Origin of the sequence: Klebsiella grimontii (assembly GCF_900200035.1) — a bacterium.
In the GTDB taxonomy this organism is placed as follows: Bacteria; Pseudomonadota; Gammaproteobacteria; order Enterobacterales; family Enterobacteriaceae; genus Klebsiella; species Klebsiella grimontii.
Genome location: NZ_FZTC01000019.1, coordinates 459,370 through 485,027, shown reverse-complemented (window position 1 = coordinate 485,027; position 25,658 = coordinate 459,370). Strand labels below are relative to the sequence as shown.

Here is a 25,658-nt window from a genome sequence, read left to right as displayed (position 1 = left end):
CATGAAGGGATATAACCGGTTAGAGCAGATTATGGATTATCTCAAGAGCCATAATCTGGTGACAGTGGACCAGTTGGTGGCGGTGACCGACGCCTCGCCCGCGACCATTCGCCGCGACCTGATTAAGCTCGATCAGGAAGGGGTGATCAGCCGAACGCACGGCGGCGTGACCCTCAACCGGTTTATTCCAGCACAACCGACCACGCAGGAGAAATCCCAGCGTAGCCAGCAGGAAAAATACGCCATCGCCAGCGCGGCGGCGGCGTTGGTCAAGGCCGGGGACGCCATTGTCCTCGATGCCGGGACCACCATGATTGAACTGGCCCGGCAAATTACCCATCTGCCGCTGCGGGTGATCACCAGCGACCTGCATATCGCCCTGTTCCTGTCGGAGTTTAAGCAAATTGAAGTGACGATCATCGGCGGGCGCATCGACGACAGCAGCCAGTCCTGCATCGGCGATCACGGGCGCCGCCTGCTGCAGAATATCTGGCCCGATCTGGCATTTGTCAGCTGCAACGGCTGGGACCTGGAGAAGGGCGTCACCTCGCCAACGGAAGAAAAAGCGGCGCTGAAGCGCGACTTAATCGCCAACGCCCGGCGGCGCATACTGCTGGCGGACAGCTCTAAATACGGCGCCTGGTCGCTGTTTAATATCACGCATCTCGACTCACTCACCGATATCATTACCGACAGTCATCTGCCGGAAGCGACGCGCGAAGCGTTAACGCATATTCATCCCCGGCTGATCGTGGCCGGCTAACCGGGAAGCGGCTTACGGCAGACGGGCGATACTGGCTTTAATCACCTCGATAGCGTGGCGAAACTTCTCCGCTTCATCATCGGCCAGCTGCAGCTCAATAATTTGCTGCACGCCGCTTTGCGTGAGCACCGCCGGAACGCCGGCCGCCGCGCCGGTTACCCCGTACTCGCCATCAAGAATGCACGATACCGCCAGCGCACGATGGCTGCCGGTGAAAATATTGCGACAGATTTCGGCGATGGTCCCAGCGACGCCGTACTCCGTGCAGCCTTTGCCGGCGTAAATCTCAAACCCCAGCTTACGCACCTTGTCGGCAATCAGATCCCGGTCGAGGGCTTTACCGGTATGTTTCTGGTAAACATCGGCGATGGCGGAGCCGTAAACCGCCGAGTGCGACCATACCGGAAACTGGGCATCGCCATGCTCGCCCAGAATAAAGGCGTCGATGCTTTGCGCGCCGATATCCAGCGCCTGGGCCAGCACCCTGCGTAAGCGGGTGGTATCTAACCAGACGCCGGTTCCCAGCACCTGGCCGCGCGGCAGGCCAGAAAGCTGCCACACCTGCCAGGTGATGATGTCGCAGGGATTGGTGGCAACCAAAAAGATGCCGTTGAAGCCGCCGTTCATCATCTGCGGGACAAGGCTTTTGACGATTTTCGCCGTGTTGGTCAATTCATCCAATCGGGTCTGGCCCGGCTTGAGCGCGCCGCCGGAAACGGTGATCACCGCGATATCGACATCGGCGCAGTCGCTGGCTTCGCGGGTGGAAATGGTCATCATTCCCGGCATATAGGCGGCCGCGTCGCTCAGGTCCTGAGCGTGCGCTTCGGCGCGTGGTTTATTGAGATCGACAAGGATCAACTCCTCGCAAACCGACTGGTTTAACAGGGCGTAGGCCGCAGAGGCGCCGACGTTTCCGGCCCCGATAATCATCACCTTGCGCGCTTTGGTATTCATCGTTTTATCCTGATAAAAGACATCATGCCGCAAAATTACTGCCTCCCAAGGGGTTAGCGCAAGCGGGGCCGGAAGCTATAAGTTAATGCTATGGCGGCGCTGCGGACGCTGCGCGCTACAGTACGCTCAAAAAAGGAGCTTATTTATGTACACCATCGCCGCGACCCCGCTAAACCACCCGGACCTCACCGCTTTAATTGCCGAACTGGACGCCTACCAGCAGACGCTCTATCCGGCGGAAAGCAACCATCTGATCGACCTGAGCGCGCTTCCGGCGGAGTCGGTTATCGCGCTAATTATCCGCGATACCCGGCAGCAGGCCGTTGGCTGCGGGGCGATCGTGCTCGGCGAAGAGGGGTTTGGCGAGATGAAACGGGTGTTCATTAACCCGGCCCATCGCGGCCAGCAGCTGGGAGAAAAACTGCTGGCGGCGCTGGAGAAAGAGGCGATAAATCGTGAATGCCATACCCTGCGCCTGGAAACCGGCATCCATCAGCACGCCGCCGTTGCGCTATATACGCGCAATGGGTATCAGACCCGCAGCGCCTTCGCGCCGTATCAGCCGGATCCGTTAAGCATCTTTATGGAGAAACTGCTGCTTGTCGATCTTCGTTCAGCAGCGCTATAAACGCTTCGAGCTGGCGAGTTTTCGCCCCGCGCCGCCAGACCAGCCAGGTCGTTAACCAGCGCCACTCTTCGGCCAGCGGCCAGGCGGAAACCTGCTGGTGGCCCGGCATGCTCTCGAGCATGCTGCGCGGGATCAGCGCCAGCCCGGCGCCGGCAATGACGCAGGCCAGCATTCCGTGGTAGGACTCCATCTCATGGATCCGCCCCGGGGTGGCGCGATCGGCGTGGAACCAGCTCTCAAAATGACGGCGGTAGGAGCAGTTGGCGCGAAACGCGTAGACGCTGGCACCGTTCACTTCGCTGGCCCGGGTGATGGGCGGATGGCCAAATGGCGCGACGATCATCATCTCTTCCGGGAACACCGGTAACCCTTCAAGCCCCGGATGCACCAGCGGGCCGTCGACGAACGCCGCGCTCAGGTTGCCCTCGAGTACGCCGTCGATCATGGTGCCGGACGGGCCGGTGGAGAGGGCCAGATGGATCTTCGGATAGCGCTGATTAAAGTGCGCCAGGGTCGGGGAAATACGCACGGCGGCGGTACTCTCCAGCGAGCCGAGCGAAAACAGTCCCTGAGGCTCGTCCCCCGCGACCACCATCCGCGCCTCATCAACCAGCGCCAGGATCTGCTGGCTATAGCGTAAAAAGCTGTGTCCGGCGGGCGACAGGCGCAGGCGCTGGTTTTCGCGAATAAACAGTTCGACGCCGAGATCTGCCTCCAGCTGGCGAATGCGCGTGGTCAGGTTCGACGGCACGCGATGCACCTTCTGCGCGGCCTGGGTAATGCTGCCTGTGCTGGCGACGGCGTTAAACATCTCAAGCTGGGTCAGATCCATAGCGTTCTTCTTTTGTGAAAGGGTTGCTCAATATTATTCATTTTTAATGAAGGGAAGGGTAAGCCAGAATAAGGTCACTTCGCAATCAACACAGAGAGAAAAACGATGAATTTATCTGCCACTCATGCGGTTTCCGTGAACCCAACGACAGGTGAAACGCTGTCGTCTCTGCCATGGGCCAGCGAACAACAGGTTGATTCAGCCATTGCCCTTGCGGAACGGGGTTATCGCCAATGGCGCAAGGTCAGCGTGGCGCAGCGCGCGACGACGCTGCGTAACGTCGGCGCCGCGATGCGCGCCCGGAGCGAAGCGCTGGCGCAAATGATTAGCCTTGAGATGGGCAAACCGATTGCCCAGGCGCGCGGCGAAGTCGCTAAATCCGCCAATCTTTGTGACTGGTATGCCGAACACGGCCCGGCGATGCTGAATACCGAAGCGACGCTGGTTGAAGACAATAAAGCGGTAATTGAGTACCGTCCGATGGGCGCTATCCTCGCGATCATGCCGTGGAACTTCCCGGTGTGGCAGGTGCTGCGCGGCGCGGTGCCGATTCTGCTGGCGGGCAACAGCTATCTGCTTAAGCATGCGCCAAACGTGCTGGGCAGCGCGGCGATGATTGGCGAAATTTTTGCCGCAGCGGGCGTGCCGGAAGGCGTGTTTGGCTGGGTGAACGCCACCAACGACGGCGTTTCGCAAATGATTAACGACCCGCGCATCGCCGCGGTGACCGTCACCGGCAGCGTGCGCGCCGGGAAGGCGATTGGTGCTCAGGCCGGCGCGGCGTTGAAAAAATGCGTGCTGGAGCTGGGCGGTTCCGATCCTTTTATCGTCCTTAACGACGCCGACCTTGATGAGGCGGTGAAGGCGGCGGTGATTGGCCGCTACCAGAATACCGGGCAGGTCTGCGCAGCCGCGAAGCGTTTCATCGTTGAGGCGGGTATTGCTGAAGCCTTTACGCAGAAATTTGTCGCCGCCGTCGCCGCGCTGAAAATGGGCGATCCGCGCGATGAGCAGAATTATATTGGACCGATGGCGCGTTTCGACCTGCGCGATGAGCTGCACGAGCAGGTGCGGGCAACCCTAAAAGAGGGGGCGACCCTGTTACTGGGCGCGGAAAAAATCGAAGGCGCAGGCAACTACTATGCGCCAACGGTGCTGGGGAACGTCACCGCTGAGATGACCGGCTTTCGCGAGGAACTGTTTGGGCCGGTGGCGACGATTACCGAAGCCCGCGATGCCGATCATGCGCTGGCGCTGGCTAACGAGAGCGAATTTGGCCTTTCAGCAACGGTTTATACCACCAGTGAAACGCAGGCCCGGCGCTTTGCCGATGAGCTGGAGTGCGGCGGGGTGTTTATCAACGGCTACTGCGCCAGCGATGCCCGCGTGGCGTTCGGCGGCGTGAAGAAAAGCGGTTTTGGCCGCGAGCTCTCCCATTTTGGCCTGCATGAATTCTGCAACGTGCAGACCGTCTGGAGAGATCGCCACTAACCCTACAAACTGCCCCCGGAGGCGGCGCGATGCCCCTGCCCGGGCTACGGGTCACAGCCATCTGCGATCGCGTAGCCCGGGAAAAAAGCCCCGATATGATTAAGCTATTCACTTAGCGGCACCGAAGCGAGAAAGAGGCTGTTTCTTCGCGCCGCGTGCGCCTATAATTACCGCCCTAATTTTGTTGTTGGCAAGGAGCCGCGCGTGGCGACGGTAATAAATAACGCAATGCTCGATGCCATTTTGGCTGAAGTCAGGCCGCTGATTGGACGCGGTAAAGTGGCGGACTATATTCCGGCGCTGGCCAGCGTCAGCGGCGATAAGCTCGGCGTGGCCATCTGTACGGTCGACGGTCAGCACTACAGCGCCGGCGACGCGCACGAGCGTTTCTCCATTCAATCGATCTCGAAAGTCCTGAGCCTGGTGGTGGCGATGAATCACTATCAGGAAGAGGAGATCTGGCAGCGGGTGGGGAAAGATCCCTCCGGCCAGCCTTTTAACTCGCTGTTGCAGCTGGAAATTGAGCAAGGCAAACCGCGCAACCCGTTTATTAACGCCGGGGCGCTGGTGGTCTGCGATATGCTGCAAAGCCGTCTTAGCGCGCCCCGCCAGCGAATGCTGGAAATCGTTCGTCGTCTGAGCGGGGTGGGCGATATCGCCTATGATCCGGTGGTTGCCCGCTCGGAGTTCGATCATTCGGCGCGCAATGCCGCTATCGCCTGGCTAATGAAATCCTTCGGCAATTTCCATAACGATGTCGCCACGGTACTGCAAAACTATTTCCACTACTGTTCGCTGGAGATGAGCTGCGTGGAGCTGGCGCGCACCTTTCTGTTTCTTGCTGACCGAGGTATCGCCCCGCACCTTGAGACGCCGGTGATTGCGCCGATTCAGTCGCGGCAGGTCAACGCCCTGATGATGACCAGCGGCATGTATCAGAACGCCGGTGAATTTGCGTGGCGCGTCGGTTTGCCGGCGAAATCCGGCGTCGGCGGCGGGATTGTGGCTATTGTCCCGCAGGAGATGGCGATCGCGGTGTGGAGCCCGGAGCTCGATGAGGCGGGGAACTCGCTGGCCGGGATTGCTTTACTGGAAAAACTCACCCAAAAGCTGGGGAGGTCGGTGTTCTGATGGTGCCAATCGAAAGCCTGTTTGCCCGCCTGCAGCGTTCCACTTTTCGCTCCCGTTTTCGCCTCGGCGTGAAAGAACGGCAGTACTGTTATGATAAGGGCGCGGAAGTTATCGACCAGCACGCGGCGGACTTTATCGCCCGGCGGCTGGCGCCCGCGCACATTCCTAACGACGGCAAGCAGACCCCGATGCGCGGACATCCGGTGTTTATCGCCCAGCATGCCACCGCGACCTGCTGTCGCGGCTGTCTGGAGAAGTGGCACGCCATCCCGCGCGGGCGCGGGCTCAGCGATGAAGAGCAGCGCTATGTGGTGCAGGTTATTCACCACTGGCTGGTGATCCAGATGAATTCGCCGGATCGCGGCAGACCGTAATTCATCGGGTGGCGGTATATGCCTGATAATTATTCTCATGATATGATGAACCGCTTACTCATTATTAACATAATAATTGCCTGAAACATTTAGACGGATAATCATGAATGTCTCCACTGTCGATTCGGTCATTCACGCTGTTTCGTGAGGAACAGCCCGTGCGTGATGCGCTGGTGTTGTTCACTTTAACGCTACTGCTGCATTTCTTCGGCGCGATGCTGCGTCTGGTACAAGAATTGTCGTTCTTCTGGCCGCTTAACGCGGTGATGGCGGGGATTTTCGCGCGTTATATCTGGCTAAATCGCAGCTATTTTTACGCCATCTGTTTTGCCGCCATGCTGGTATATGACGGTTTAACTTCGCGTTGGGGGATGGGGCTCGCCTCCTTTCTGATCAATTTCTCCAATATCGTATTTATCGTTACCCTGGCGCAGCTCATTTTGTGGGATAAGCGGCGGGCGGATTCGATGCCGGGACCGATCAACGCGCTAAGCCTGTTTTGCTATTGCCTGCTGGCGGCGCTGCTGTGCGCGGCCGTTGGGGCGCTGGGTTCGGTAGATGTGGAACGCGCCACGTTTATTCCCCAACTGGCGGACTGGTTTAGCGAACAGTTTTCCACTGCCGTACTGATCCTGCCGTTCATTTTAACCCTCACGCTCCCTTCGGCGTTCGGGCGTTTTCGCCTGCGTCAGCTGTTACCGGCGATTGCGCTGGTGCTGTCAATTGTGCTCGGCGTGGCGGTGGGCGGGGCCGGGAGCATCACCTTCCCGCTACCGGCGCTGATCTGGTGCGCGATTCGCTACCCGCTGCCGCTGACCTGCCTGCTGACCTTTATTACCGGGATTAGCGAAATTCTGCTGGTGGCGAACTCGCTGATTCACCTCACGCCCGACACCCGAATGCAGCCGTGGCAGCTGTTTTCGACGCGTCTGGGTATCGCGGCGATGCTGATCAGCCCGATTATCGTCGCTTCCAGCGTCGAGGCGATAAATAATCTTGTCAAACAGCTGGCCCTGCGCGCTGACTTTGACTTTCAGACCCGGGTCTATTCTCGCTCGGGGTTAAGCGAAGCGCTGAAACGCCAGCCGCTGTCGGAAGATAAGCGGTTAACGGTCATGGTGCTGGATATCGACGGCTTCAAGCAGGTCAACGATCGCTGGGGCCATGAGTGCGGCGACTGCGTGCTGGCCCAGTTTGCGCAGCAGGTAAGGCTACTGGTGGGCGAAGAGGGCATGGTGGCGCGCATTGGCGGGGAAGAGTTTGCCGTCGCGGCGCTGACCTCATCAGAACGGGACGGACAGGTGCTGGCGGAAAAAATTCGTCAGGGAATCGAATCGCAGACCTTCACCTGGGGGCAATACAAAATCCAGCTGACCGTCAGCATGGGGCTGGAGAGCCAACCGCTCGCTACCGCCAGGGTTACGGATCTGTTCAACCAGCTGCTGATGGAAGCCGATGATTCGATGATTCGGGCGAAACGTGCCGGGCGCAACCGGATTTTTACGCACGAAATGGCCTGAATAACCCCATAAGAAAACGCGATGATAATTTTGCTTGTGTTAAATATAAGTTAAAAACATAGTGATGTGGTCAATTTCAAGGAGTTACCTATGACCACATCTTTCACTCTGCGTACGCTGTCGCGTGACGATATTCTCGAACACCTTTCTGAATTAACCGATATCCTCGCCAGCTGCGTCAACGGCGGGGCCTCGGTGAGCTTTATGCTACCTTTCGCCCCGGAAACCGCGACGGCGTTCTGGCTGCGAATGGCGCAAAGCGTTGCCGCCGGGGAACGCGTTGTCCTCGCCGCGGCGGATGCAGAGCAGCGGCTCGTTGGTACGGTACAGCTGATTACCGACCAGCCGGAAAACCAACCGCACCGCGCCGATGTTGCCAAGCTCCTGGTTCACCAAAATGCGCGTCGTCAGGGGCTGGCGAATGCGCTGATGACCCGGCTGGAAGCGATCGCGCGCGAGCAGGGCAAAAGCGTTCTGGTGCTGGATACCGCAACCGGCAGTGGGGCAGAAAACTTTTACGTGCAGTGCGGCTGGGAAAAAGCAGGGGAAATCCCCCGCTATGCGCTGATGCCGGACGGCGAGCTGACGGCAACGTCGCTGTTCTATAAATTTCTGTCTTAAATTTGATATTGCATACAGCTTTGATCAAAACGGGGTTTCACTTAGCTAAAAACCTGATAACTTATTGGACCAATTACTCAGGTTGTATGACTACTCTATGAGGGAACCCTTGTGAAAACACTAAACCGTCGCGATTTCCCGGGCGCGCAGTACCCTGAACGTATCATTCAGTTTGGCGAAGGCAACTTCCTGCGCGCGTTTATCGACTGGCAGATCGATCTACTAAACGAGCATACCGACCTGAATGCCGGGGTGGTGATTGTGCGTCCGATTGAGAGTACGTTCCCGCCGTCGCTCAGCGTCCAGAACGGTCTCTACACCACGATAATTCGCGGCCTGAATGAGAAGGGTGAAGCGGTCAGCGATGCGCGCCTGATTCGCTCGGTCAACCGCGAAATTAGCGCCTATGCGGATTACGATGAACTGCTGCGTCTGGCGCATAACCCGGATATGCGCTTTGTGTTTTCCAATACCACCGAAGCGGGAATTAGCTACCATGCGGGCGACCGTTTTGACGATGCGCCCGCGGTAAGCTATCCGGCTAAACTGACCCGTCTGCTGTTTGAACGCTACAGCCATTTCTCCGGCGCGGCGGATAAAGGCTGGGTCATCGTTCCCTGCGAGCTGATTGACTATAATGGCGAAGCGCTGCGTGAACTGGTGCTGCGCTATGCGCAGGAGTGGGCGCTGCCGGAAGCCTTTGTGGCATGGCTGGATGAAGCCAACGCTTTTTGTTCTACGCTGGTAGACCGCATTGTGACCGGCTATCCGCGTGATGAAGCCGCGCAGATTGAAGAGCAGCTGGGATATAAAGACGCTTTCCTCGATACCGCCGAACACTTCTACCTGTTTGTCATTCAGGGGCCGAAATCTCTGGCCGCCGAGCTGCGACTCGATAAACTGCCGCTTAACGTCCTGATCGTGGACGATATTAAGCCGTACAAAGAGCGTAAAGTGGCCATTCTTAACGGCGCGCACACCGCGCTGGTGCCGGTCGCCTTCCAGGCAGGGCTGGATACCGTGGGCGATGCGATGAACGATGCGGAAATTTGCGCTTTCGTCGAGAAGGCGATTTACCAGGAGATCATTCCGGTTCTCGATCTGCCGCGCGATGAGCTGGAGTCTTTTGCCAGCGCGGTAACCGGTCGCTTCCGTAACCCCTATATCAAGCATCAGCTGCTGTCTATCGCGCTTAACGGGATGACTAAATACCGTACCCGTATTCTGCCGCAGCTGCTGGCGGGACAGAAGAAAGCGGGGAAACTCCCGGCGCGTCTGACCTTTGCGCTGGCGGCGCTGATCGCATTTTATCGCGCCGAGCGTCACGGCGAGAACTATCCGGTACAGGACGACGCCGAATGGATAGAGAGCTATCAGGCGCTGTGGGCCCAGCATCGGGATCGTCAAATCAGCACCCGCGAGCTGGTAAACGCGGTGCTTTGCGTTGAGTCCCACTGGGAGCAGGACCTGACGAAAGTTTCCGGCCTGGCCGAGCAGGTGGCGCAGGATCTGGATGCTATTTTGCGCGACGGTATGCGCGCCGCCGTTAAGCCGCTGTGCTGATATCCTGAAACGACCGGATTGCGGCCGGGTAAGGCGCCAGCCGCTACCCGGCAAGAATCCCGGCACCGTGCCGAACGCGATTGGTTATCGAACGCAACCCGGCCGCTGCCGGGTTATTTTTTTCCCTTCATTAGTTACAACATCCTTTTGCTTTTTTGACTGGCGCAGATCTGTAAGAACGCGCCAATTTCGTCCAGCAGCGATCATCAGGGCAAATAAGAGAAAAAGATGAATTGTGTCCCTGACGCTTGATCAAATTATCCGGCAGGAAAATAATGCCTTATCCAAACGAGAGGTTAGACCAATGGTCATCGAAATTCGTGAAGTGGGCCAGCAGGATAAAGCGCAGTGGCTACGGCTATGGGAAGGCTATACCCGTTTCTACGGTAGCCCGCAGCCGCCGGACGTCACGGAATACACCTGGCAGCGCATGCTGGATCCCGCTTCTCCCATGTTGGGGCGCGTGGCCCTGGCGGATGGCAACGTCGCTGGATTTGCGATTTGTGTCCTTCACGAAGGCACCTGGGTAAAGATGCCTGTTTGCTATCTGGAAGATCTGTTCGTTGCCCCGCCGATGCGCGGAAAAGGCATCGCCAGGGCATTGATGCAGGCGCTGCAAGCGGAAGGGAAAGAGAAAGGGTGGTCGCGTCTGTACTGGCACACTCGTACTGATAATCCGGCCCGGCGTCTGTATGATGAATTTACGCCAGCCGATGACTATGTTCGTTACCGCGTGACGCTCTGAAAATCTGAGATTAAGAAGTTATTAAGATTTCCCCTGTAAAACAGGGGAAACGACTCAGGAGTAACAAAATGGAAAAACGCATAGAGACGGTTGTGAATCTCATCATGTTTCTTTCGCTGCTGGCCACCGCGTGGGATCTCTCCCTGGTCCATCACCTGTCCTGGTAAACCTGAACGTACGGCGCCAGAGCCTGGCGCCGCAACGTTAGTTCCTACTTTAACATCAATACGTTATGCCAACCACGCTAGCGGCGCGCGACGATAAACAGGCGCGGAAATAGCAGTAGCACCTTTCCGTTACACTGTAACGGATAGTGCTGTTTCAGACGTGCCAGATAGCGTTCGAGAAAAGCCTGGCGCTGCGGTTCATCAAGAGGCTGTAAAAACGGGCGTAGGCCCGTTGACTGCAGCCATTCAATAATGGCCTGGTGCGATGCCAGCGGGTGAAAGTAGGTGGTGCGCCAGATATCCACCTCGCAGCCGCAGGCGGTCAGCATATCGTAATACTCCGGCACATCCGGCAGCGGCGGCCGCCCGCTGGCTGGATATCCCAGCTCTTCCGCGACCTCACGCATCAGCGCGTGCGAGGGTTCCTGCCAGTTAACCGGCATTTGCACCGCCAGTACGCCGTTTTCCGCAAGATTGCTGACCAGATGGGGAAAAAGCCGCTGATGATCCGTTAGCCATTGCAGCGAAGCATTGGCGTAAATAACGTCCGCCGGGCGCTCGGGGCGAAACCCGGCGATATCTCCTTCGACAAAGCGGCAGTCCGGGAGCCGCTGAGCGGCTTCTTCCAGCATGGCCGGTGAATTATCGACGCCAATAATTGTTGCTTCTGGCCAGGCATGCCGTAGCAGAGCGGTACTGTTGCCTGGCCCGCAGCCCAAATCAACGGCCAGCGCTACGGGATGGTGGGCGATGCGGGCGAGAAGCTCGGCGGCGGGCCGCGTGCGCTCCGCGCCGAATTGCAAATACAATGAAGGATTCCAGTCAGCCATAGCACGCTCCGGTTAAGAGAAACTCGTTCATCAGCATAGACGGCAATGCTTAACTGGCAAATAAACAACAGCTATATGCTAATGAAATGTGACGGTGTCACTTAACTTATGCCGGGTTCGTCACGGTAGACCCGGCGGAGGTTGGCTAGAGTAGGCGTCGCAAAAAAGGGGGGATGGTCATTAAATGGCGTTAATCATTAAGGTGTTACTTGAAAACCGGCTCGGCGAGGGGCAGGACAGCCTGTTGCAGGCGAAACCCGGATTAAGCCTGCTTGTGGAAGATGAAACCAGCCGGGTGCTGTTTGATACCGGGCCAGACGGCAGTTTTCTTCATAATGCGCAGCGGATGGGCGTCTCTTTATCTGACTTGACCGCCACGGTGCTCTCCCACGGTCATTACGACCACTGCGGCGGCGTGCCGTGGCTGCCGGATAACAGCCGTATCATTTGCCATCCGCTGATCGCGCAACAGCGCTACTCGGCGTTATCCCTTGCTGGACGTCACTGGAAAGTCAAAAAACTGTCGCGAGAAATTGACTACTCCCGCCACCGCATGGAGTACAGCCGCGAACCGCTGGCGATCGGCGAACGACTGTTGTGGTCCGGCGAGATTGCGGTCGCGCGTCCGCGAGCCTATGGCGTCCTCGCGGGTCAATCGCCGGGGGAAGATTACCTTGCCGATGAAGGCGTGCTGATCTACCGCTCGACGCGGGGGTTAGTCATTATTTGCGGCTGCGGGCATCGCGGATTGATCGATACGATTCGCCACTGTCAGAAGATCACCGGCGTCCAGCAGATACGCGCCATCATCGGCGGCCTTCACCTGCGCAGCGCGCCGCCGTGGGTGATACGTCGGCTAAAGCAGTTCTTGCGCCAGCAGAAGGTCGAGGAGGTGATGGCCTGCCACTGCACCGGTTCATGGGGGCGCTGGTGGCTTGCCGCGGATAGCGCCCCGGCCACCGGCGATACGTTGGTGCTGGAATAACAATCGCATTCACTTTTGCTAATTACATATAAATAACATTTTTGCTATTTATTAAATACATTAACCGTCGGCTATACACCTTCCCCCAGGGGGAAGGTCAAATACTGATATCCCTTTTTGGTGTAAATATTTATAGAGAAACTTCATTCTATTTAACCTGGGGTTTCTCTTTGAAATATCATTTAATTCTGCCGATGAGTGTGATTTAATTCAGCGGTCTTCTTATTGCGAATATCTCTATGATTGCGTCACTGCAGGCATTATTAAAACAAGCAACCCGGCGTCGGCTTCGTATCCGCGCGGGGCTTGTTATTGCCTGTTGGCTACTGCTCAACCTTCAGCTGACCGTCGCGGCGCACCACGGCGGCCAACAGCAGCCGGTGGCGCCGCAGGTGCAGATTCACCATATTGTCGATGGCGTGATGAGCATGCCCGGCATGGAAAGCGTCGGTCAGAAAGCCATCTGCGAGAAGCACTGCGACCCCGATACCGCGCAGCCAAACTCATTAACCTCTTTACAGCTGAACGCGCTTCCCTCCGAAACCGCGCTATTAGTGGTTTCCCCGCAGCAGGAGACCTGCGCTGAACGTATGGACTGGCGGACGCCGCCGGTCACCGGTCCGCCGGCTGAAATACGCTTCTGCCGTTTCAGGGAATAAAACGCCGTTAAAAACATCCATCAGATCTGCCCGGTCTGCGGGCGACTTTATGTTTTTTTCGGAGACTTTATTATGCGTTCGACCTCTATTTTTCTGCTTATTACCAGCGTTCTGACCTTTTCCCTCACTTCATTTTCCGCCAGTGCGGAAGACGGCGCGATGCATCACCATAATATGTCCGCGATGGCGGAGATGCCGGGGATGAATAAGCCGGATGATTCCGCCCCCCTTTATTCAACGAACGGGGTCATTAAAGCCTGGCGCGACAATGCCGTGGTGATTGCCCACGCTCCGGTTGCCGAGCTGAACTGGCCAGCGATGACCATGAGCTTTGCGCTCGGCGATAACCACGATAAAAAGCTGGCGGTGGGACAAAAGGTTGATTTCACCTTCCGTCAGACGGACTCCGGCTACGCGCTCGTTTCGATGACCGCGCACTAATTCCGGAGTCATTATGTCCATCTTAAATAAGGCGGCCCGCGGGCTGCCGCTTTTACTGTCGCTGATTTCCGCCAACGGCTGGGCGACGACGCTGGCTGAGGCCCTGTCGGCGGCGGAAAGCTACTCCGCCGAGCTCTCCGCCAACGATCATCAGGTGAATGCGTTAAAAAACAGGGCGGATTCCGCCATGCAGCTTCCCGATCCGAAGCTGAAGTTCGGCATTGAAAACGTTCCGCTGGGCGGCAACAACGCCAGCCGACTGACCCGCGAGGGGATGACCATGCAAAGGGTCGGCGTGATGCAGGACTACGTCAGCAGCACCAAGCGCGAACGAAAGGCCGACTCGATAACCGCCGAAGCGCGCCAGGCCGCCGCCAATGCCGATGTGATCCGCGCCCGGCTGCAGCGGGAAACCGCGCAGGCGTGGCTGGCGCTGGCGGTGGCGCAGAAATCACTGCGTTCAGTACAGGCGTTGATCAGCGAAACCTCCCGGCAAATCAACGTACAAAAGGCCGGCGTAAGCAGCGCCAGCGCCAGTCCCGGCAGCGTGCTCGACGTTCAGCTGGCGCTGAATGCCATGAAAAATGAGCAAGATAACGCCCGCCGCGATGTGCAGATTGCCCGGGCGCGCCTGTTGCAGCTTACCGGCAAAGAGGTCCGCGATATCTCCGGCCCGCTGCCGCGCATTGAACGCCTACCGGCCGATGAAGCCGCGTTAATGGCGGGGATTAAGCTACATCCTGAGGTGATTCAGGCCGCGCGCGAGGCCGATTTGGCGAAAGCGAAATCAGGTCAGTCGGAAGTCGCGGCGATCCCTGACGTTGGCGTCGAGGTCTATTACGCCCGGCGCGGGGACGATTACGACGATATGGTGGGCGTCATGTTTACCGTCGATATGCCTATTTTTCAGGGCAAACGCCAGGACAAAGAGCACGCCGCCGACGTCTCCCGTACCTATGAAGCCAACGATCGGCTGACGTTATTGATGCGCGAGCATCAGGCCCAGCAGTATCAGCTGATCTCGCAATATAACGCCGCGAAAGCCATTTACGATCGTCAGCAAAGCGAGGTGCTGCCGCTGCTGCGCAAGAAGGTGAGCCTCGTCAATGCCCAGTATCGGGGCGGCAGCTCGGCGCTGGCGGAACTGCTCGCCGCCCGTCGCGATCTGCTGAGCGGAGAAATTGCCAGCAACGACGCGGAGAAAGCGCTCGCTGATGCGTGGGCCGCCATTCGTTACCTTATTCCTCAGGATGTTAAATAATGAAGCCAAAATCTGTTATTACCCTTGTGGCGCTGGCCATCGCCCTGGCCGCCGCGGGCGGATACTGGCTCGGTTCGCGAAACGCGCCGACGCTTTCCGCGGACGGGGCTCAGACCGAAATGGGCCGCAAAGTGTTGTACTGGTACGATCCGATGGCCCCCGGCACTCGCTTCGATAAACCGGGAAAGTCACCGTTTATGGATATGGATCTGGTGCCGCGCTACGCCGACGAAGGGGCGGGAGAGGAGGCCGGGAGCGTGCAGATTAGCGCCCGCCAGCAGCAAAACCTCGGCGTACGCACGGCTGATGTTGCCCGGCGGACGCTGGCGCAGAAGCTCAGCGCTTTCGGCACCGTCGCGATTGACGAGCGCAGCGTTGAAACGGTTCCGGCGCTGGCCAGCGGCCTGATCGAGAAACTTTACGTCAACGCCTCCCAGCAGTTTGTGAAAAAGAACGAGGCGCTGGCCGAGCTGTGGATCCCGCAGTGGGCGGCGGCGCAGCAGGAGTATCTGGCGGTGAGGCTGCTGGGCGATAGCGGTTTAACCGCCGCCGCGCGCGGCCGTTTGCAGCTGCAGTTTATGCCGGAAGCGATTATCCGCAGCGTTGAGCGCAGCGGTAAACCGCAAACCCGCATAACGGTACGCGCGCCGCACGATGGCTACGTCAGCAAGCTTGACGTGCGTACCGGCGCGCAGGTCACGGCAACCCAGCCGCTGTTCGAGCTGGCCAGCCTCGACCCGGTCTGGATCGTGATTGATTATCCGCAAAGCCAGGCCAGCCTGCTGCGCGTAGGCAGTCAGGTAACGGCCGCCACCAGCAGCTGGCCCGGCACAACGTTTCAGGGAACCGTCAGCGAGCTGCTTCCCGACCTCGAAGCGACCACCCGTACTCTGAAAGCCCGCGTAGTGCTCAATAATCCGCAGCATCAGCTCAAACCGGGCATGTATTTGAACGTTGAGCTGGCTGAGGCGCAGCAGGGGCGCGAGGTGCTGACTATCCCGGAAGAGGCATTAATTGCAACAGGCACCAGCAACCGGGTGCTGATCGCCGACGGCGAGGGGTATTTCCGTCCGGTCGAGGTGACCGCGGGACGAACGCAGGATGGTCTGGTTGAGGTAACTTCCGGCCTTGAAGAGGGGCAAAAGGTGGTCACCTCAGGTCAGTTCCTGATTGACTCCGAAGCCAGCCTGCGCAGCGCGCTGCCGCAAATGGCCGGGCAGAATGAAGAGGTAAAAAGCTACTCGGCGCAGGGCGTCATCAAGGCGGTGAGCGATGAGGCGGTAACGATCGCGCACCAGCCGGTCCCGGCGCTGAAGTGGCCGGCGATGATCATGGACTTTGCCATTACGCCGCCGCTGCGGGAGCAGGTGCGTCCCGGCGAGTCGGTGATGTTTCATTTCGTGCTGACCGATGAAGGGGCGCGGGTGACCTCAGTGATGCCGATGAGCGGCGCTAAGGAGCAGCCATGATTGCCGCCGTTATCCGCTGGTCGTTGCGCAACCGCCTGCTGGTACTGCTGGCGACGCTGATTATGGCCGCCTGGGGCGTCTGGTCGATACAGCAGGCGCCGCTGGACGCGCTGCCGGATCTTTCCGATACCCAGGTGATCATTCGCGTCAGCTATCCGGGCAAAGCGCCGCAAATTGTCGAAGATCAGGTGACCTATCCGCTGACCACTACCATGCTGTCGGTGCCGGGGGCGAAAACCGTGCGCGGTTTTTCCATGTTCGGCGATGCTTACGTTTACGTACTGTTTGAGGACGGTACCGACCCGTACTGGGCGCGCTCCCGCGTGCTGGAGTACCTGAGCCAAATCCAGAGCAGCCTGCCGCCGGAAACCAAAGCGTCGCTGGGGCCGGATGCCACCGGCGTCGGCTGGGTATTTGAATATGTGCTCACCGACAAAAGCGGCCAGCATAGCCTCGGCGACCTGCGGGCGATTCAGGACTGGATCCTTAAATATGAACTGAAAACCGTACCGGATGTTTCGGAGGTGGCCAGCGTCGGCGGGATGGTGAAAGAGTATCAGGTGGTTCTTAACCCAGACCGGCTGCGGGCGCTGAACGTCACTCACCAGCAGGTGATTAGCGCGATCCAGAGCGCCAACCAGGAAGGCGGCGGCTCGGTACTGGAACTGGGTGAAGCGGAATATATGGTACGCACCACCGGCTACCTGAAATCCATCGACGATTTTAACCAGGTCGTTATCGCCGCGCGCGGCGGCGTGCCGGTGCTGCTCTCCGACGTCGCCAGCGTGCGCCGGGGTCCGGCGATTCGGCGCGGCGTCGCCGAGCTCAACGGCGAAGGCGAGGTGGCGGGCGGCATTATCATCATGCGTTCGGGCAAAAACGCGCTGACCACCATTGACGCGGTGAAGGCCAAACTGGCGGAAGTGCAAAAAAGCCTGCCCGCAGGGGTAGAGATTGTCCCGGTGTACGACCGCTCGCAGCTGATTAAAAACTCGGTCGAAACCCTGACCCATAAGCTTATCGAAGAGTTTATCGTCGTGGCGGTGGTCTGCTCGCTGTTTCTGTTCCACTTCCGCAGCGCGCTGGTGGCGATGATCACGCTGCCGCTGGGGATCCTCGGCGCGTTTATCGTGATGCACTATCAGGGCGTCAGCGCCAATATGATGTCGCTCGGGGGGATTGCGATCGCTATCGGGGCCATGGTCGATGCGGCAATCGTGATGATTGAAAATATGCATAAGGTGCTGGAGCAGTGGCGGCACGAGCATCCCGAACGCCAGCCGTCTTCCGCCGACTACTGGCAGATTGCCCAGCACGCGGCGTCGGAAGTGGGGCCTGCGCTATTTTGCAGCCTGCTGATTATCACCCTGTCGTTTATTCCGGTGTTCACCCTCGAGGCGCAGGAGGGCAAGATGTTCTCGCCGCTGGCCTTCACCAAAACCTGGTCGATGGCGGTGGCCGCCGGGTTGGGGATAACTCTGGTGCCGGTGCTGATGGGCTACTTTATTCGCGGCAAAATCCCTGATGAAACCGCCAATCCGCTCAACCGCTGGCTGATCCGCGCCTATGAACCGCTGCTGGATAAAGTTCTGCAGTGGCCGAAGGCGACGCTGGCGGCGGCGGGGCTGCTGCTGGTCGCCACGCTGTGGCCGCTGGCGCAGCTCGGCAGCGAATTCCTGCCGCAGATTGACGAGGGCGACTTGCTGTACATGCCCTCCACGCTGCCGGGGATCTCCAGCCGCGAAGCCGGACGTCTGCTGCAGCAAACCGACCGCCTGATCAAGACCATCCCTGAAGTGCAAAGCGTATTCGGTAAGGCCGGACGGGCGGATAGCGCCACCGACCCGGCGCCGCTGACCATGCTGGAAACCACCATTCAGTTCAAGCCGAAAAGCGAATGGCGGCCCGGCATGACCATGGATAAGCTCATTAGCGAGCTGGACAATACGGTGAAGGTGCCGGGCATCGCCAACGTCTGGGTGCCGCCGATTCGTAACCGCCTGGATATGCTGGCGACCGGTATTAAAAGCCCGGTCGGCATCAAAGTGAACGGCAACAATCTGGCGGAGATCGAAAAAACCGCCGAGGAGATTGAGCGTATCGTACGTAACGTACCGGGGGTGACCTCGGCGCTGGCGGAGCGTCTCGACGGCGGTCGCTATATCGATATCACTATCGACCGGGTGAAAGCCGCCCGCTACGGCGTGTCGGTGAAGGAGCTGCAGTCGATCGTCGCCAGCGTGGTCGGCGGCGATAACATCGGTGAAACCATCGAGGGGCGAGAACGTTACCCGATCAGCGTCCGCTATCCGCGCGACGTGCGCGACTCGCTGCAAAAGCTGCGCGATCTGCCGGTGGTGACCAGCGGCGGGGCGCAGGTGGCGCTTTCCGAACTGGCGGATATCGCCATCACCGACGGCCCGCCGATGCTGAAAAGCGAAAACGCCCGCCTGTCGGACTGGATCTACGTCGATATTCGCGGGCGTGACCTGAAATCCGCCGTGGACCAGATGCAGCGTGAGGTCAGCGAACAGGTCAAGCTGCCGGAAGGCATCTCGCTGACCTGGTCCGGGCAGTATGAGTATCTGGAGCGCGCGACGGCAAAGCTAAAAATCGTGCTGCCGTTTACCCTGATGATTATCTTTATTCTGCTTTACGTCACCTTCGGTCAGGCCAAAGACGCGCTGCTGATTATGGGTACCTTACCGTTTTCGCTGGTAGGCGGCGTCTGGCTGCTTTGGCTGCTGGGCTATAATCTGTCGGTGGCGGCCGCCGTGGGCTTTATCGCGCTGGCCGGCGTGGCGGCGGAGTTCGGGGTGATTATGGTGCTCTATTTAAACCAGGCGATCGCCAAACGCCGCGGACGGCTTGATGACCAGACGCTCAACGAGGCGATTCATGAAGGGGCGGTGCTGCGCGTGCGCCCGAAAGTGATGACCGTGGCGACGATTATGGCCGGGCTGCTGCCGATTATGTGGGGAGGCGGCACCGGATCGGAGGTGATGCAGCGTATCGCCGCGCCGATGATCGGCGGGATGATCACCGCGCCGCTGCTGTCGATGCTGGTGATCCCGGCAGTCTATCACCTGACGCACCGTAACAAACGCTAAAGTACAACGCCCGGGCCAGGCGGCTCGGGCGTGAATCAGTCGGCGTTCTTAAGATCTTCCGCGCGTTTGGCGGTTGCGTAAACAAAGTCCAGCATCGGCTCAAGGTCGGTATCGTAGCCGGCCTGAATGATTTTACCGCGCAGCCATTCGATCTCGCTGGTGATATCCGGGTGGAATATATTGTTGTCCTGCGCTTTGCGCAGCCATTTGAGCAGGAAATTATTTTTCCCGCGAACTCCGCCCGATTTCTTTGATTTTGCGTGCATTTTCAGCGCCACCAGAATGCAGTAATAGAAATGAACGCGCTGATTAAAACTTTGGTGCATGTCTTTATTTCCCGCCAGAATCAGGTTGCGGACGGGCATGGACCTTAAGCATGCGGTCTCTGATATTCACCCGTACCACCTACGCGCCGCTTGCCGGGCGCCGAGGCGATGGTGGCACGGAAGCCGAATTACAGTCAAATATTGATTAGTTTTATAGCAATATTTATTTGCGTCGATCGCCGCCTGACGGTCAGATTTATGCCCCGATGTGCAGCCGTAGTGAACACAGAAGGCTGGGCAAGTCGCGCGCGGCAGAGTATAAAATTTGTTAACGCATCATGGACAACGACGGGAGAGGGTATGGAATACGATTTAGACGGAATGGATGTACTTTTTGTCGCCGGCTTTGGGCCAATAACGCAGTCGGCCGCAGCCAGCCGTGACTTCTATGTCGCCGCGCTGGGGCTACCGCTCAAACCGATGCCCGGTAACGAAGCCTATCTGCTGACCGAACATGATGCCCTCGGCGGGGTAAAACATTTTGCCCTCTGGCCGCTGGCGCAGGCGGCGCGCTCCTGTTTTGACGCCGATAGCTGGCCAGACTATCTGCCGGTGCCTCAGGCGTGGATCGAGTTTGAAGTACGCGATATCGATTCGGCAACCGACGCGCTGAAGGCCAGAGGCTATCGGCTGCTGGTGGACAACCGCATTGAGCCGTGGGGGCAAACCGTCACGCGTCTGCTTAGCCCGGAAGGGCTGCTGGCGGGGATCACCGTGACGCCGTGGCTGCGCGAGGGCAAAGCATGATGGCGGCGGAATTGATGACTGAAAGACTCCTGCTGATCCCCTTAACCGCAGACGATGCGCCGCAAATTCAGGTTCTCTTTCCACAGTGGGAAATCGTGCGTTATCTTGCCGCCGGTTTTCCATGGCCGTTCCCGGAGGATGGCGCGTCGCGCTATGTCAATAATGTGGCTTTACCGGCCGCAGCTAACGGCACCGCCTGGTTTTGGACCATTCGCCTTAAAACGGCGCCGGAGAGGGTAATTGGCCTGATTACGCTCTCTGATGAAGTGGATAACAACCGCGGGTTTTGGCTGGATCCGCGCTGGCACCGCCAGGGATTGATGACCGAAGCCTGCCGCCGGGTGACCGATTTTTGGTTTAACACGCTTAACCGGGAGGTGCTGCGCGCGCCGAAAGCCTGCGACAATAGCGGGTCGAAAAAGATTTCGCACCGTAGCGGTATGCGGCTGATTCGTGTTGAGAAAAAGCAGTTCATCTGCGGTCTGCTGGACGCCGAATTGTGGGAAATAACCAAAGCGGAATGGAATGCATTGGCTGCCCAAGCTCCCGCGTCACATAGGGTGACAGGATGCTGATTTATAACGTATTCGGGCGTCATATTGGCGTCCAGCGTCAGGGCGAACGCTGGCAGCTTTTCCGCGTCGATCTTAACGAGGGGAAATTTTCGCCGCTGGCCGGAGTTATCATCCCGGACGATCTTACGGAGGCGGAAATTCCCGGCTGGCTGGGGGATATTTTTCACGAAGCGGCAAGCCCGCGCCATCCTGACGTCCGTCTTGTGGTTTAGGACTTAGGTCGCTACAAAGTAGCGACTTTTTTATAAATACCTTCTTTAACGAGTTAGATTTGTGTCGAAATTATTCCGGCAAGATATCCGACTCGTTGTTTTAGGATAGTTGAGGAGAGTGATTCAGGAAATTCGATGGTAAATGTTGAAAACAAAGCATCATTATATTCTGCAATATCAAACTCAAGCTTACAGACATATTATTAATGCTTCTTGTATAACATCCCCCGTTTTGAAAGAGCGGATGAATATCCCTGGGAAACATTTTTGTCAAACATTAACATAATGCTGCACCCCTTTAAAAGCGCCTTTTTCTAGTACCCGGGCATAGACTCAATACGCTTCAAGTTGCATGTTCCGGCAACAGTGCAGCCCAAACCTTATGGGCATAAAGCAACACGCGCAACATGCGACGCCTGGTATGGCGAGTATTGGGTTTTCTGGCATAGATTATTGATATTACAACTTTATTTAGGATATCCATGGAAGTGAGTAATCAGTTTTGTAATGCCCTTAAAGAAATTAAAACTCAATAAAATTTTATTCAATCTTTCATATACTATTGATTTTTATTGATTTATTATCTTGTTGTTATTTTAATTGATTTCGTTTTTGCAATTACTTTGGCTGGTGGTATAGTTATTACAGACCACAGAAGGTAAAGGGATTATGCTCATCATGCGACCAAAAGAAGTTCCAGCACCGACAGCCAGTACGATGTACAGAGATGAAAGTAGAGGTTTGCTTTCCCGTAAAGTCGTTATTGTTCTGGGTTTGCTTAGCGCCGTTGCTGCATTATCCACTGATATGTACTTGCCTTTATTTCCAGCTATCGCCAGTGATTTGCATACGACGCCTGACAAAGTTCAGCTTAGTATCACCGCTTTTATGGTGGGTTTAGGAATTGGGCAGTTATTCATTGGCCCATTGTCCGATCATTACGGCAGACGTAAATTATTGCTAGGCGGGATGACTCTATTAACCATCGCTTCATTAGCTGGCGCTATATCTACGAACATTCAGCTGCTTATTGTTACGCGATTCTTTCAGGGATTGGGAGGCGCGGCTGGTATCGTTCTTTCCCGGGCAATTATTTCCGATCTGTGCCCGGGGACTAAAGCCGCTCGATATTTTAATCTGGTGTTAGCGATACAGGGGATTGCTCCTGTTATTGCACCATTACTTGGCGGCGTGGCTGCATGGTTTATCTGGCCGGTGGTTTTTGTTTTTATGGCTGCAATATCATTAGTCTCCACCTTGCTCAGCAGTCATTTTATTAGCGAAACCTTACCCCGCCATCAGCGATTACCTTTCAACCTCAACGAGTTTATCAGTCAGTTTATCGAGCTGCTTAGCCATAAGAAATATATTGGTTATACTTTAATTTTTGCAATCCAGTTCGGGGCGCTATTTGCTTATATATCAGCATCGCCGTTTATCTATCAATCGGCGTTTGATTTATCCTCAGGGGAATTCGCTGTAATATTCTCTATCAACGCCGCAGTGATGATGTTTGGTAGTATTGTCAGCGCTCGCTATGTTACGAAATTTGGCGAAGATAACCTCATAATAGTGGGGGTAATAAGCACGCTGGTGATATCTATATTACTTTGCATTGTTAACTATATTTCTCATTTCCAGTTTGAGATTGCGGCGGTACTACTGTTAATAATGATGTTTACTATGGCTTTGACATTTGGTAATGCCGCGAGTATGGCCATGGCGGCATCTTCACATTTAAAAGGAACGGGTTCTGCTATTTTAGGTGTTTTTCAGTTTGGTATCGCTGCGATAACCCCATTACTGCTTGGATTTGGCGACCCGTTGTCATTACTGCCGATGTCGCTGATTATAGCGGGATGCTGTTTAATAGCCATCATGGCATTATTATTGACAGGTAAAAAAGGATAGTGTGATGAATACACATGACGCTATAAAAATTATTGGCGCAAGACAAAATAATCTGCAGGATATTGATTTAGAGGTGCCTAAAAATAAAATAACAGTTTTCACCGGTGTTTCCGGGTCGGGAAAAAGTTCTTTGGTATTCGGAACTATCGCGGCAGAATCTCAGCGTCAGCTAAATGACACGTTTCCTCCTTTTATTCGACACCGTTTACCGCATTATGGTAATCCTGAAGTTGATGACATTGAAAACCTGTCGGTGGCCATTATTATTGACCAAAAACGTATTGGTGGCAACGCACGTTCAACGGTGGGCACCGCATCAGATATTTATACCCTGCTACGGCTACTCTTTTCTCGTGTCGGCGAACCTTTCGTAGGTTATTCGAATGTTTTTTCATTCAATCATCCTGCGGGGATGTGTGCGACATGCGACGGGTTGGGGATTGCCAGTACCATTGATATCGACCAACTGATTGATTCAAATCTGTCATTAAATGCAGGTGCTATTCGTTATCCTTCTTTTGCACCGGGTTCATGGCGCTGGAAACGTTATGTTTATTCAGGGCTTTTTGATGCTGATAAAAAAATCGCGGATTATTCAAAAGAGGAACGAGAGTTATTACTTTATGCAGATAATCTCACTCCTGAAGCGCCGTTAGCCGGTTGGCCTAAGAGTGCAAAGTTTGAAGGCGTCATTACACGCTTTACGCGAAGTTATTTGAAACAAGAAACTAAAGATACTAAAACTGAGGAATTTCAGCGAGTCGTTAGTTTGCAGGTTTGCCCTTCTTGTCAGGGCATGAGGCTCAACGAGAAAATACTTTCCTGCAGAATTAGAGGGAAAAATATTGGCGAATGCGCAACGCTGCCTGTCACAGAGTTAAAGCTGTTTGTAGAAAAGCTCGATTATCCTGAAGTCAGGCCGCTGCTCGAAGCATTGCTGGAAAGGTTAGATGCAATGTGTGCAGTAGGCTTGGGATATCTGGATTTGAACCGGACGACTCCTAGCTTATCGGGCGGTGAATCCCAGCGATTAAAAATGGTCCGGCATCTGGGAAGTAGTCTGACCGGGATCGTTTATATCATTGATGAACCCAGTACCGGGCTTCATCCAGCAGATATTGTGAAACTGAATGTTTTAATTGGCAAACTACGTGACAAAGGCAATACCATTCTGATGGTGGAGCACGATCCCGACATGATAGCGATAGCCGAGCATGTTATTGATTTAGGGCCGGGAGCGGGTAAGCAAGGCGGGAATATTGTCTTTGAGGGCGACCTGTCGGCACTTAAGCAGTCCCAAACCTTGACGGGAAGATATTTCTCTTCACGGGCAGAGATAAATAACAGACCGAGATGTGCCAAAGGTTATATTTCGGTAAGAAACGCCACATTGCATAATCTACATAACTTATCGGTAGACGTGCCTTTGAGCGTTATGGTCGCTGTGACGGGGGTCGCTGGGTCGGGCAAAAGTTCATTCGTCATGGGAGCCCTGGCGCCACAATGTCCGGACGCGATCGTTATCGATCAAAAACCGATACATACTTCGATTCGATCGCATATTGCTTCCTGGTGCGGTGCATTTGATACGATCCGTTTACTGTTTGCCGAAAAAAACCATGTGTCAGCGTCGTGGTTCAGCGCCAATGCCAAAGGCGCCTGTCCGGAATGTCATGGGCTAGGAGTAATACAAACCGATCTGGCATTTATGGATACGGTTACGTTGCCCTGTGAGGCCTGCCAGGGGCAGCGCTATAGCCCACAGGCGCTAAAATATCGTTATCAGGGGAAAAATATTGCGGAGGTATTATCCCTGTCGATTAACGATGCTGGCGATTTTTTCCTGAATGAGCCACAGCTCAGGCCAATTTTTCGTAGTCTGGTCGAAGTCGGGTTGGGATATTTGCGCTTGGGGGAATCGTTAAATCATCTTTCAGGCGGTGAATGCCAGCGGCTGAAGTTAGCCTCACAATTAAATCATGATAGTGACATGTATATTTTCGATGAGCCAACCACCGGACTTCATCCCAGTGATGTTGCCTCGCTGCTGAAACTCTTTAACCGACTGGTAGATCGCGGAAACACCGTCATTATTATTGAACATAATATGGAGTTGATCGCTCAGGCTGACTGGATTATTGATATTGGACCCTATGCCGGGCAAGAAGGGGGAAAATTACTGTTTAGCGGTACACCTGAATCGATGCTGGCCTGTCGCCATTCTTTAACCGCGGAGTGGTTGCGCAAACATTGCCAGGTGGAGTGAGAAAGGGTGGTCGGGACAGCCAGAAGAGACTGGCAATAATGTGATGCATACCCATTATTATACGGATGTATTGT

The 25,658-nt window shown here is 56.1% G+C and carries 24 protein-coding genes; 20 read left to right on the top strand and 4 right to left on the bottom strand.

Annotated features, from left to right (window positions below):
- Position 1 precedes the first annotated feature (1 nt).
- Positions 2-763, top strand: a complete 762-nt coding sequence (locus KOSB73_RS17060; RefSeq protein ID WP_024358066.1) for a DeoR/GlpR family DNA-binding transcription regulator — start codon at positions 2-4, stop codon at positions 761-763.
- Positions 764-775: 12 nt separating this feature from the next.
- Here KOSB73_RS17060 and KOSB73_RS17055 read toward each other — a convergent pair whose 3' ends face one another.
- On the bottom strand, positions 776-1,720 hold the full coding sequence (locus tag KOSB73_RS17055; RefSeq protein ID WP_049085886.1) for an L-lactate dehydrogenase: 945 nt from the start codon (positions 1,718-1,720) through the stop codon (positions 776-778).
- Between the two features lie 145 nt (positions 1,721-1,865).
- On the opposite strand from KOSB73_RS17055, the gene KOSB73_RS17050 reads away from it, so the two are divergent.
- Positions 1,866-2,348, top strand: a complete 483-nt coding sequence (locus KOSB73_RS17050) for a GNAT family N-acetyltransferase (RefSeq protein ID WP_049085887.1) — start codon at positions 1,866-1,868, stop codon at positions 2,346-2,348.
- Here KOSB73_RS17050 and ptrR read toward each other — a convergent pair.
- On the bottom strand, positions 2,302-3,180 hold the full coding sequence (gene ptrR / locus KOSB73_RS17045) for a putrescine utilization regulator PtrR (RefSeq protein WP_049089029.1): 879 nt from the start codon (positions 3,178-3,180) through the stop codon (positions 2,302-2,304). The genes KOSB73_RS17050 and ptrR overlap by 47 nt on opposite strands.
- Positions 3,181-3,285: 105 nt before the next feature.
- On the opposite strand from ptrR, the gene sad reads away from it, so the two are divergent.
- From sad to KOSB73_RS17010, 7 genes are all read left to right on the top strand, one after another.
- Complete coding sequence (sad, locus tag KOSB73_RS17040) at positions 3,286-4,671, top strand: succinate-semialdehyde dehydrogenase (RefSeq protein WP_098140728.1); 1,386 nt, start codon at positions 3,286-3,288, stop codon at positions 4,669-4,671.
- 204 nt (positions 4,672-4,875) lie between these two features.
- On the top strand, positions 4,876-5,802 hold the full coding sequence (gene glsB / locus KOSB73_RS17035; RefSeq protein WP_004135510.1) for a glutaminase B: 927 nt from the start codon (positions 4,876-4,878) through the stop codon (positions 5,800-5,802).
- On the top strand, positions 5,802-6,176 hold the full coding sequence (locus KOSB73_RS17030) for a DUF4186 domain-containing protein (RefSeq protein WP_064342739.1): 375 nt from the start codon (positions 5,802-5,804) through the stop codon (positions 6,174-6,176). Before glsB ends, KOSB73_RS17030 begins: the two co-directional genes overlap by 1 nt.
- Positions 6,177-6,283: 107 nt before the next feature.
- A complete protein-coding gene (locus KOSB73_RS17025) occupies positions 6,284-7,696 on the top strand; it encodes a GGDEF domain-containing protein (RefSeq protein WP_024358070.1) in 1,413 nt (470 codons plus the stop codon).
- A gap of 90 nt (positions 7,697-7,786) precedes the next feature.
- Positions 7,787-8,317, top strand: a complete 531-nt coding sequence (locus tag KOSB73_RS17020) for a GNAT family N-acetyltransferase (protein ID WP_098140727.1) — start codon at positions 7,787-7,789, stop codon at positions 8,315-8,317.
- 111 nt (positions 8,318-8,428) lie between these two features.
- Positions 8,429-9,880, top strand: a complete 1,452-nt coding sequence (locus tag KOSB73_RS17015; protein WP_098140726.1) for a tagaturonate reductase — start codon at positions 8,429-8,431, stop codon at positions 9,878-9,880.
- 304 nt (positions 9,881-10,184) lie between these two features.
- Positions 10,185-10,625 (top strand): GNAT family N-acetyltransferase, encoded by a 441-nt coding sequence (locus KOSB73_RS17010; protein ID WP_024358072.1) that lies wholly within the window; start codon positions 10,185-10,187, stop codon positions 10,623-10,625.
- 244 nt (positions 10,626-10,869) lie between these two features.
- On the opposite strand, the gene tam is transcribed toward KOSB73_RS17010, so the two are convergent.
- Complete coding sequence (tam, locus tag KOSB73_RS17000) at positions 10,870-11,622, bottom strand: trans-aconitate 2-methyltransferase (RefSeq protein WP_004135522.1); 753 nt, start codon at positions 11,620-11,622, stop codon at positions 10,870-10,872.
- 184 nt (positions 11,623-11,806) lie between these two features.
- Here tam and KOSB73_RS16995 point away from each other — a divergent pair, with 184 nt between their 5' ends.
- The 6 genes from KOSB73_RS16995 to KOSB73_RS16970 all read left to right on the top strand — a co-directional run bounded on the left by KOSB73_RS16995 (position 11,807) and on the right by KOSB73_RS16970 (position 19,547).
- Entirely contained in the window at positions 11,807-12,607 is an 801-nt protein-coding gene (locus KOSB73_RS16995) for an MBL fold metallo-hydrolase (RefSeq protein ID WP_004135525.1), read from the top strand.
- A 239-nt stretch (positions 12,608-12,846) separates the two neighbouring features.
- The gene (locus KOSB73_RS16990; RefSeq protein ID WP_082237005.1) at positions 12,847-13,266 is read left to right on the top strand and encodes a hypothetical protein; all 420 of its coding nucleotides are present in this window, start codon (positions 12,847-12,849) and stop codon (positions 13,264-13,266) included.
- Positions 13,267-13,338: 72 nt separating this feature from the next.
- A complete protein-coding gene (locus KOSB73_RS16985) occupies positions 13,339-13,707 on the top strand; it encodes a copper-binding protein (protein WP_004135529.1) in 369 nt (122 codons plus the stop codon).
- 13 nt (positions 13,708-13,720) lie between these two features.
- The gene (locus KOSB73_RS16980; RefSeq protein WP_004135531.1) at positions 13,721-14,968 is read left to right on the top strand and encodes a TolC family protein; all 1,248 of its coding nucleotides are present in this window, start codon (positions 13,721-13,723) and stop codon (positions 14,966-14,968) included.
- A complete protein-coding gene (locus KOSB73_RS16975; protein ID WP_064342737.1) occupies positions 14,968-16,437 on the top strand; it encodes an efflux RND transporter periplasmic adaptor subunit in 1,470 nt (489 codons plus the stop codon). The genes KOSB73_RS16980 and KOSB73_RS16975 overlap by 1 nt, the downstream gene beginning before the upstream one ends.
- Positions 16,434-19,547: an efflux RND transporter permease subunit gene (locus tag KOSB73_RS16970; protein ID WP_098140725.1), complete on the top strand. Its 3,114-nt coding sequence runs from the start codon at positions 16,434-16,436 to the stop codon at positions 19,545-19,547. The genes KOSB73_RS16975 and KOSB73_RS16970 overlap by 4 nt, the downstream gene beginning before the upstream one ends.
- 35 nt (positions 19,548-19,582) lie before the next feature.
- On the opposite strand, the gene KOSB73_RS16965 is transcribed toward KOSB73_RS16970, so the two are convergent.
- On the bottom strand, positions 19,583-19,873 hold the full coding sequence (locus tag KOSB73_RS16965) for a hypothetical protein (protein ID WP_004119983.1): 291 nt from the start codon (positions 19,871-19,873) through the stop codon (positions 19,583-19,585).
- A 300-nt stretch (positions 19,874-20,173) separates the two neighbouring features.
- Here KOSB73_RS16965 and KOSB73_RS16960 point away from each other — a divergent pair, with 300 nt between their 5' ends.
- The 5 genes from KOSB73_RS16960 (at position 20,174) to KOSB73_RS16940 (ending at position 25,584) form a co-directional block, all read left to right on the top strand.
- Positions 20,174-20,620: a VOC family protein gene (locus tag KOSB73_RS16960; RefSeq protein ID WP_004135534.1), complete on the top strand. Its 447-nt coding sequence runs from the start codon at positions 20,174-20,176 to the stop codon at positions 20,618-20,620.
- Positions 20,617-21,195: a GNAT family N-acetyltransferase gene (locus KOSB73_RS16955; RefSeq protein ID WP_024358080.1), complete on the top strand. Its 579-nt coding sequence runs from the start codon at positions 20,617-20,619 to the stop codon at positions 21,193-21,195. Before KOSB73_RS16960 ends, KOSB73_RS16955 begins: the two co-directional genes overlap by 4 nt.
- Positions 21,189-21,407, top strand: a complete 219-nt coding sequence (locus KOSB73_RS16950; RefSeq protein WP_004135538.1) for a DUF7661 family protein — start codon at positions 21,189-21,191, stop codon at positions 21,405-21,407. Before KOSB73_RS16955 ends, KOSB73_RS16950 begins: the two co-directional genes overlap by 7 nt.
- A gap of 669 nt (positions 21,408-22,076) precedes the next feature.
- Positions 22,077-23,318, top strand: coding sequence for a multidrug effflux MFS transporter (locus tag KOSB73_RS16945; protein WP_004135540.1), 1,242 nt, complete (start codon positions 22,077-22,079; stop codon positions 23,316-23,318).
- Positions 23,319-23,322: 4 nt separating this feature from the next.
- Positions 23,323-25,584, top strand: a complete 2,262-nt coding sequence (locus KOSB73_RS16940) for an ATP-binding cassette domain-containing protein (protein WP_024358082.1) — start codon at positions 23,323-23,325, stop codon at positions 25,582-25,584.
- The last annotated feature ends 74 nt before the right edge of the window (positions 25,585-25,658 follow it).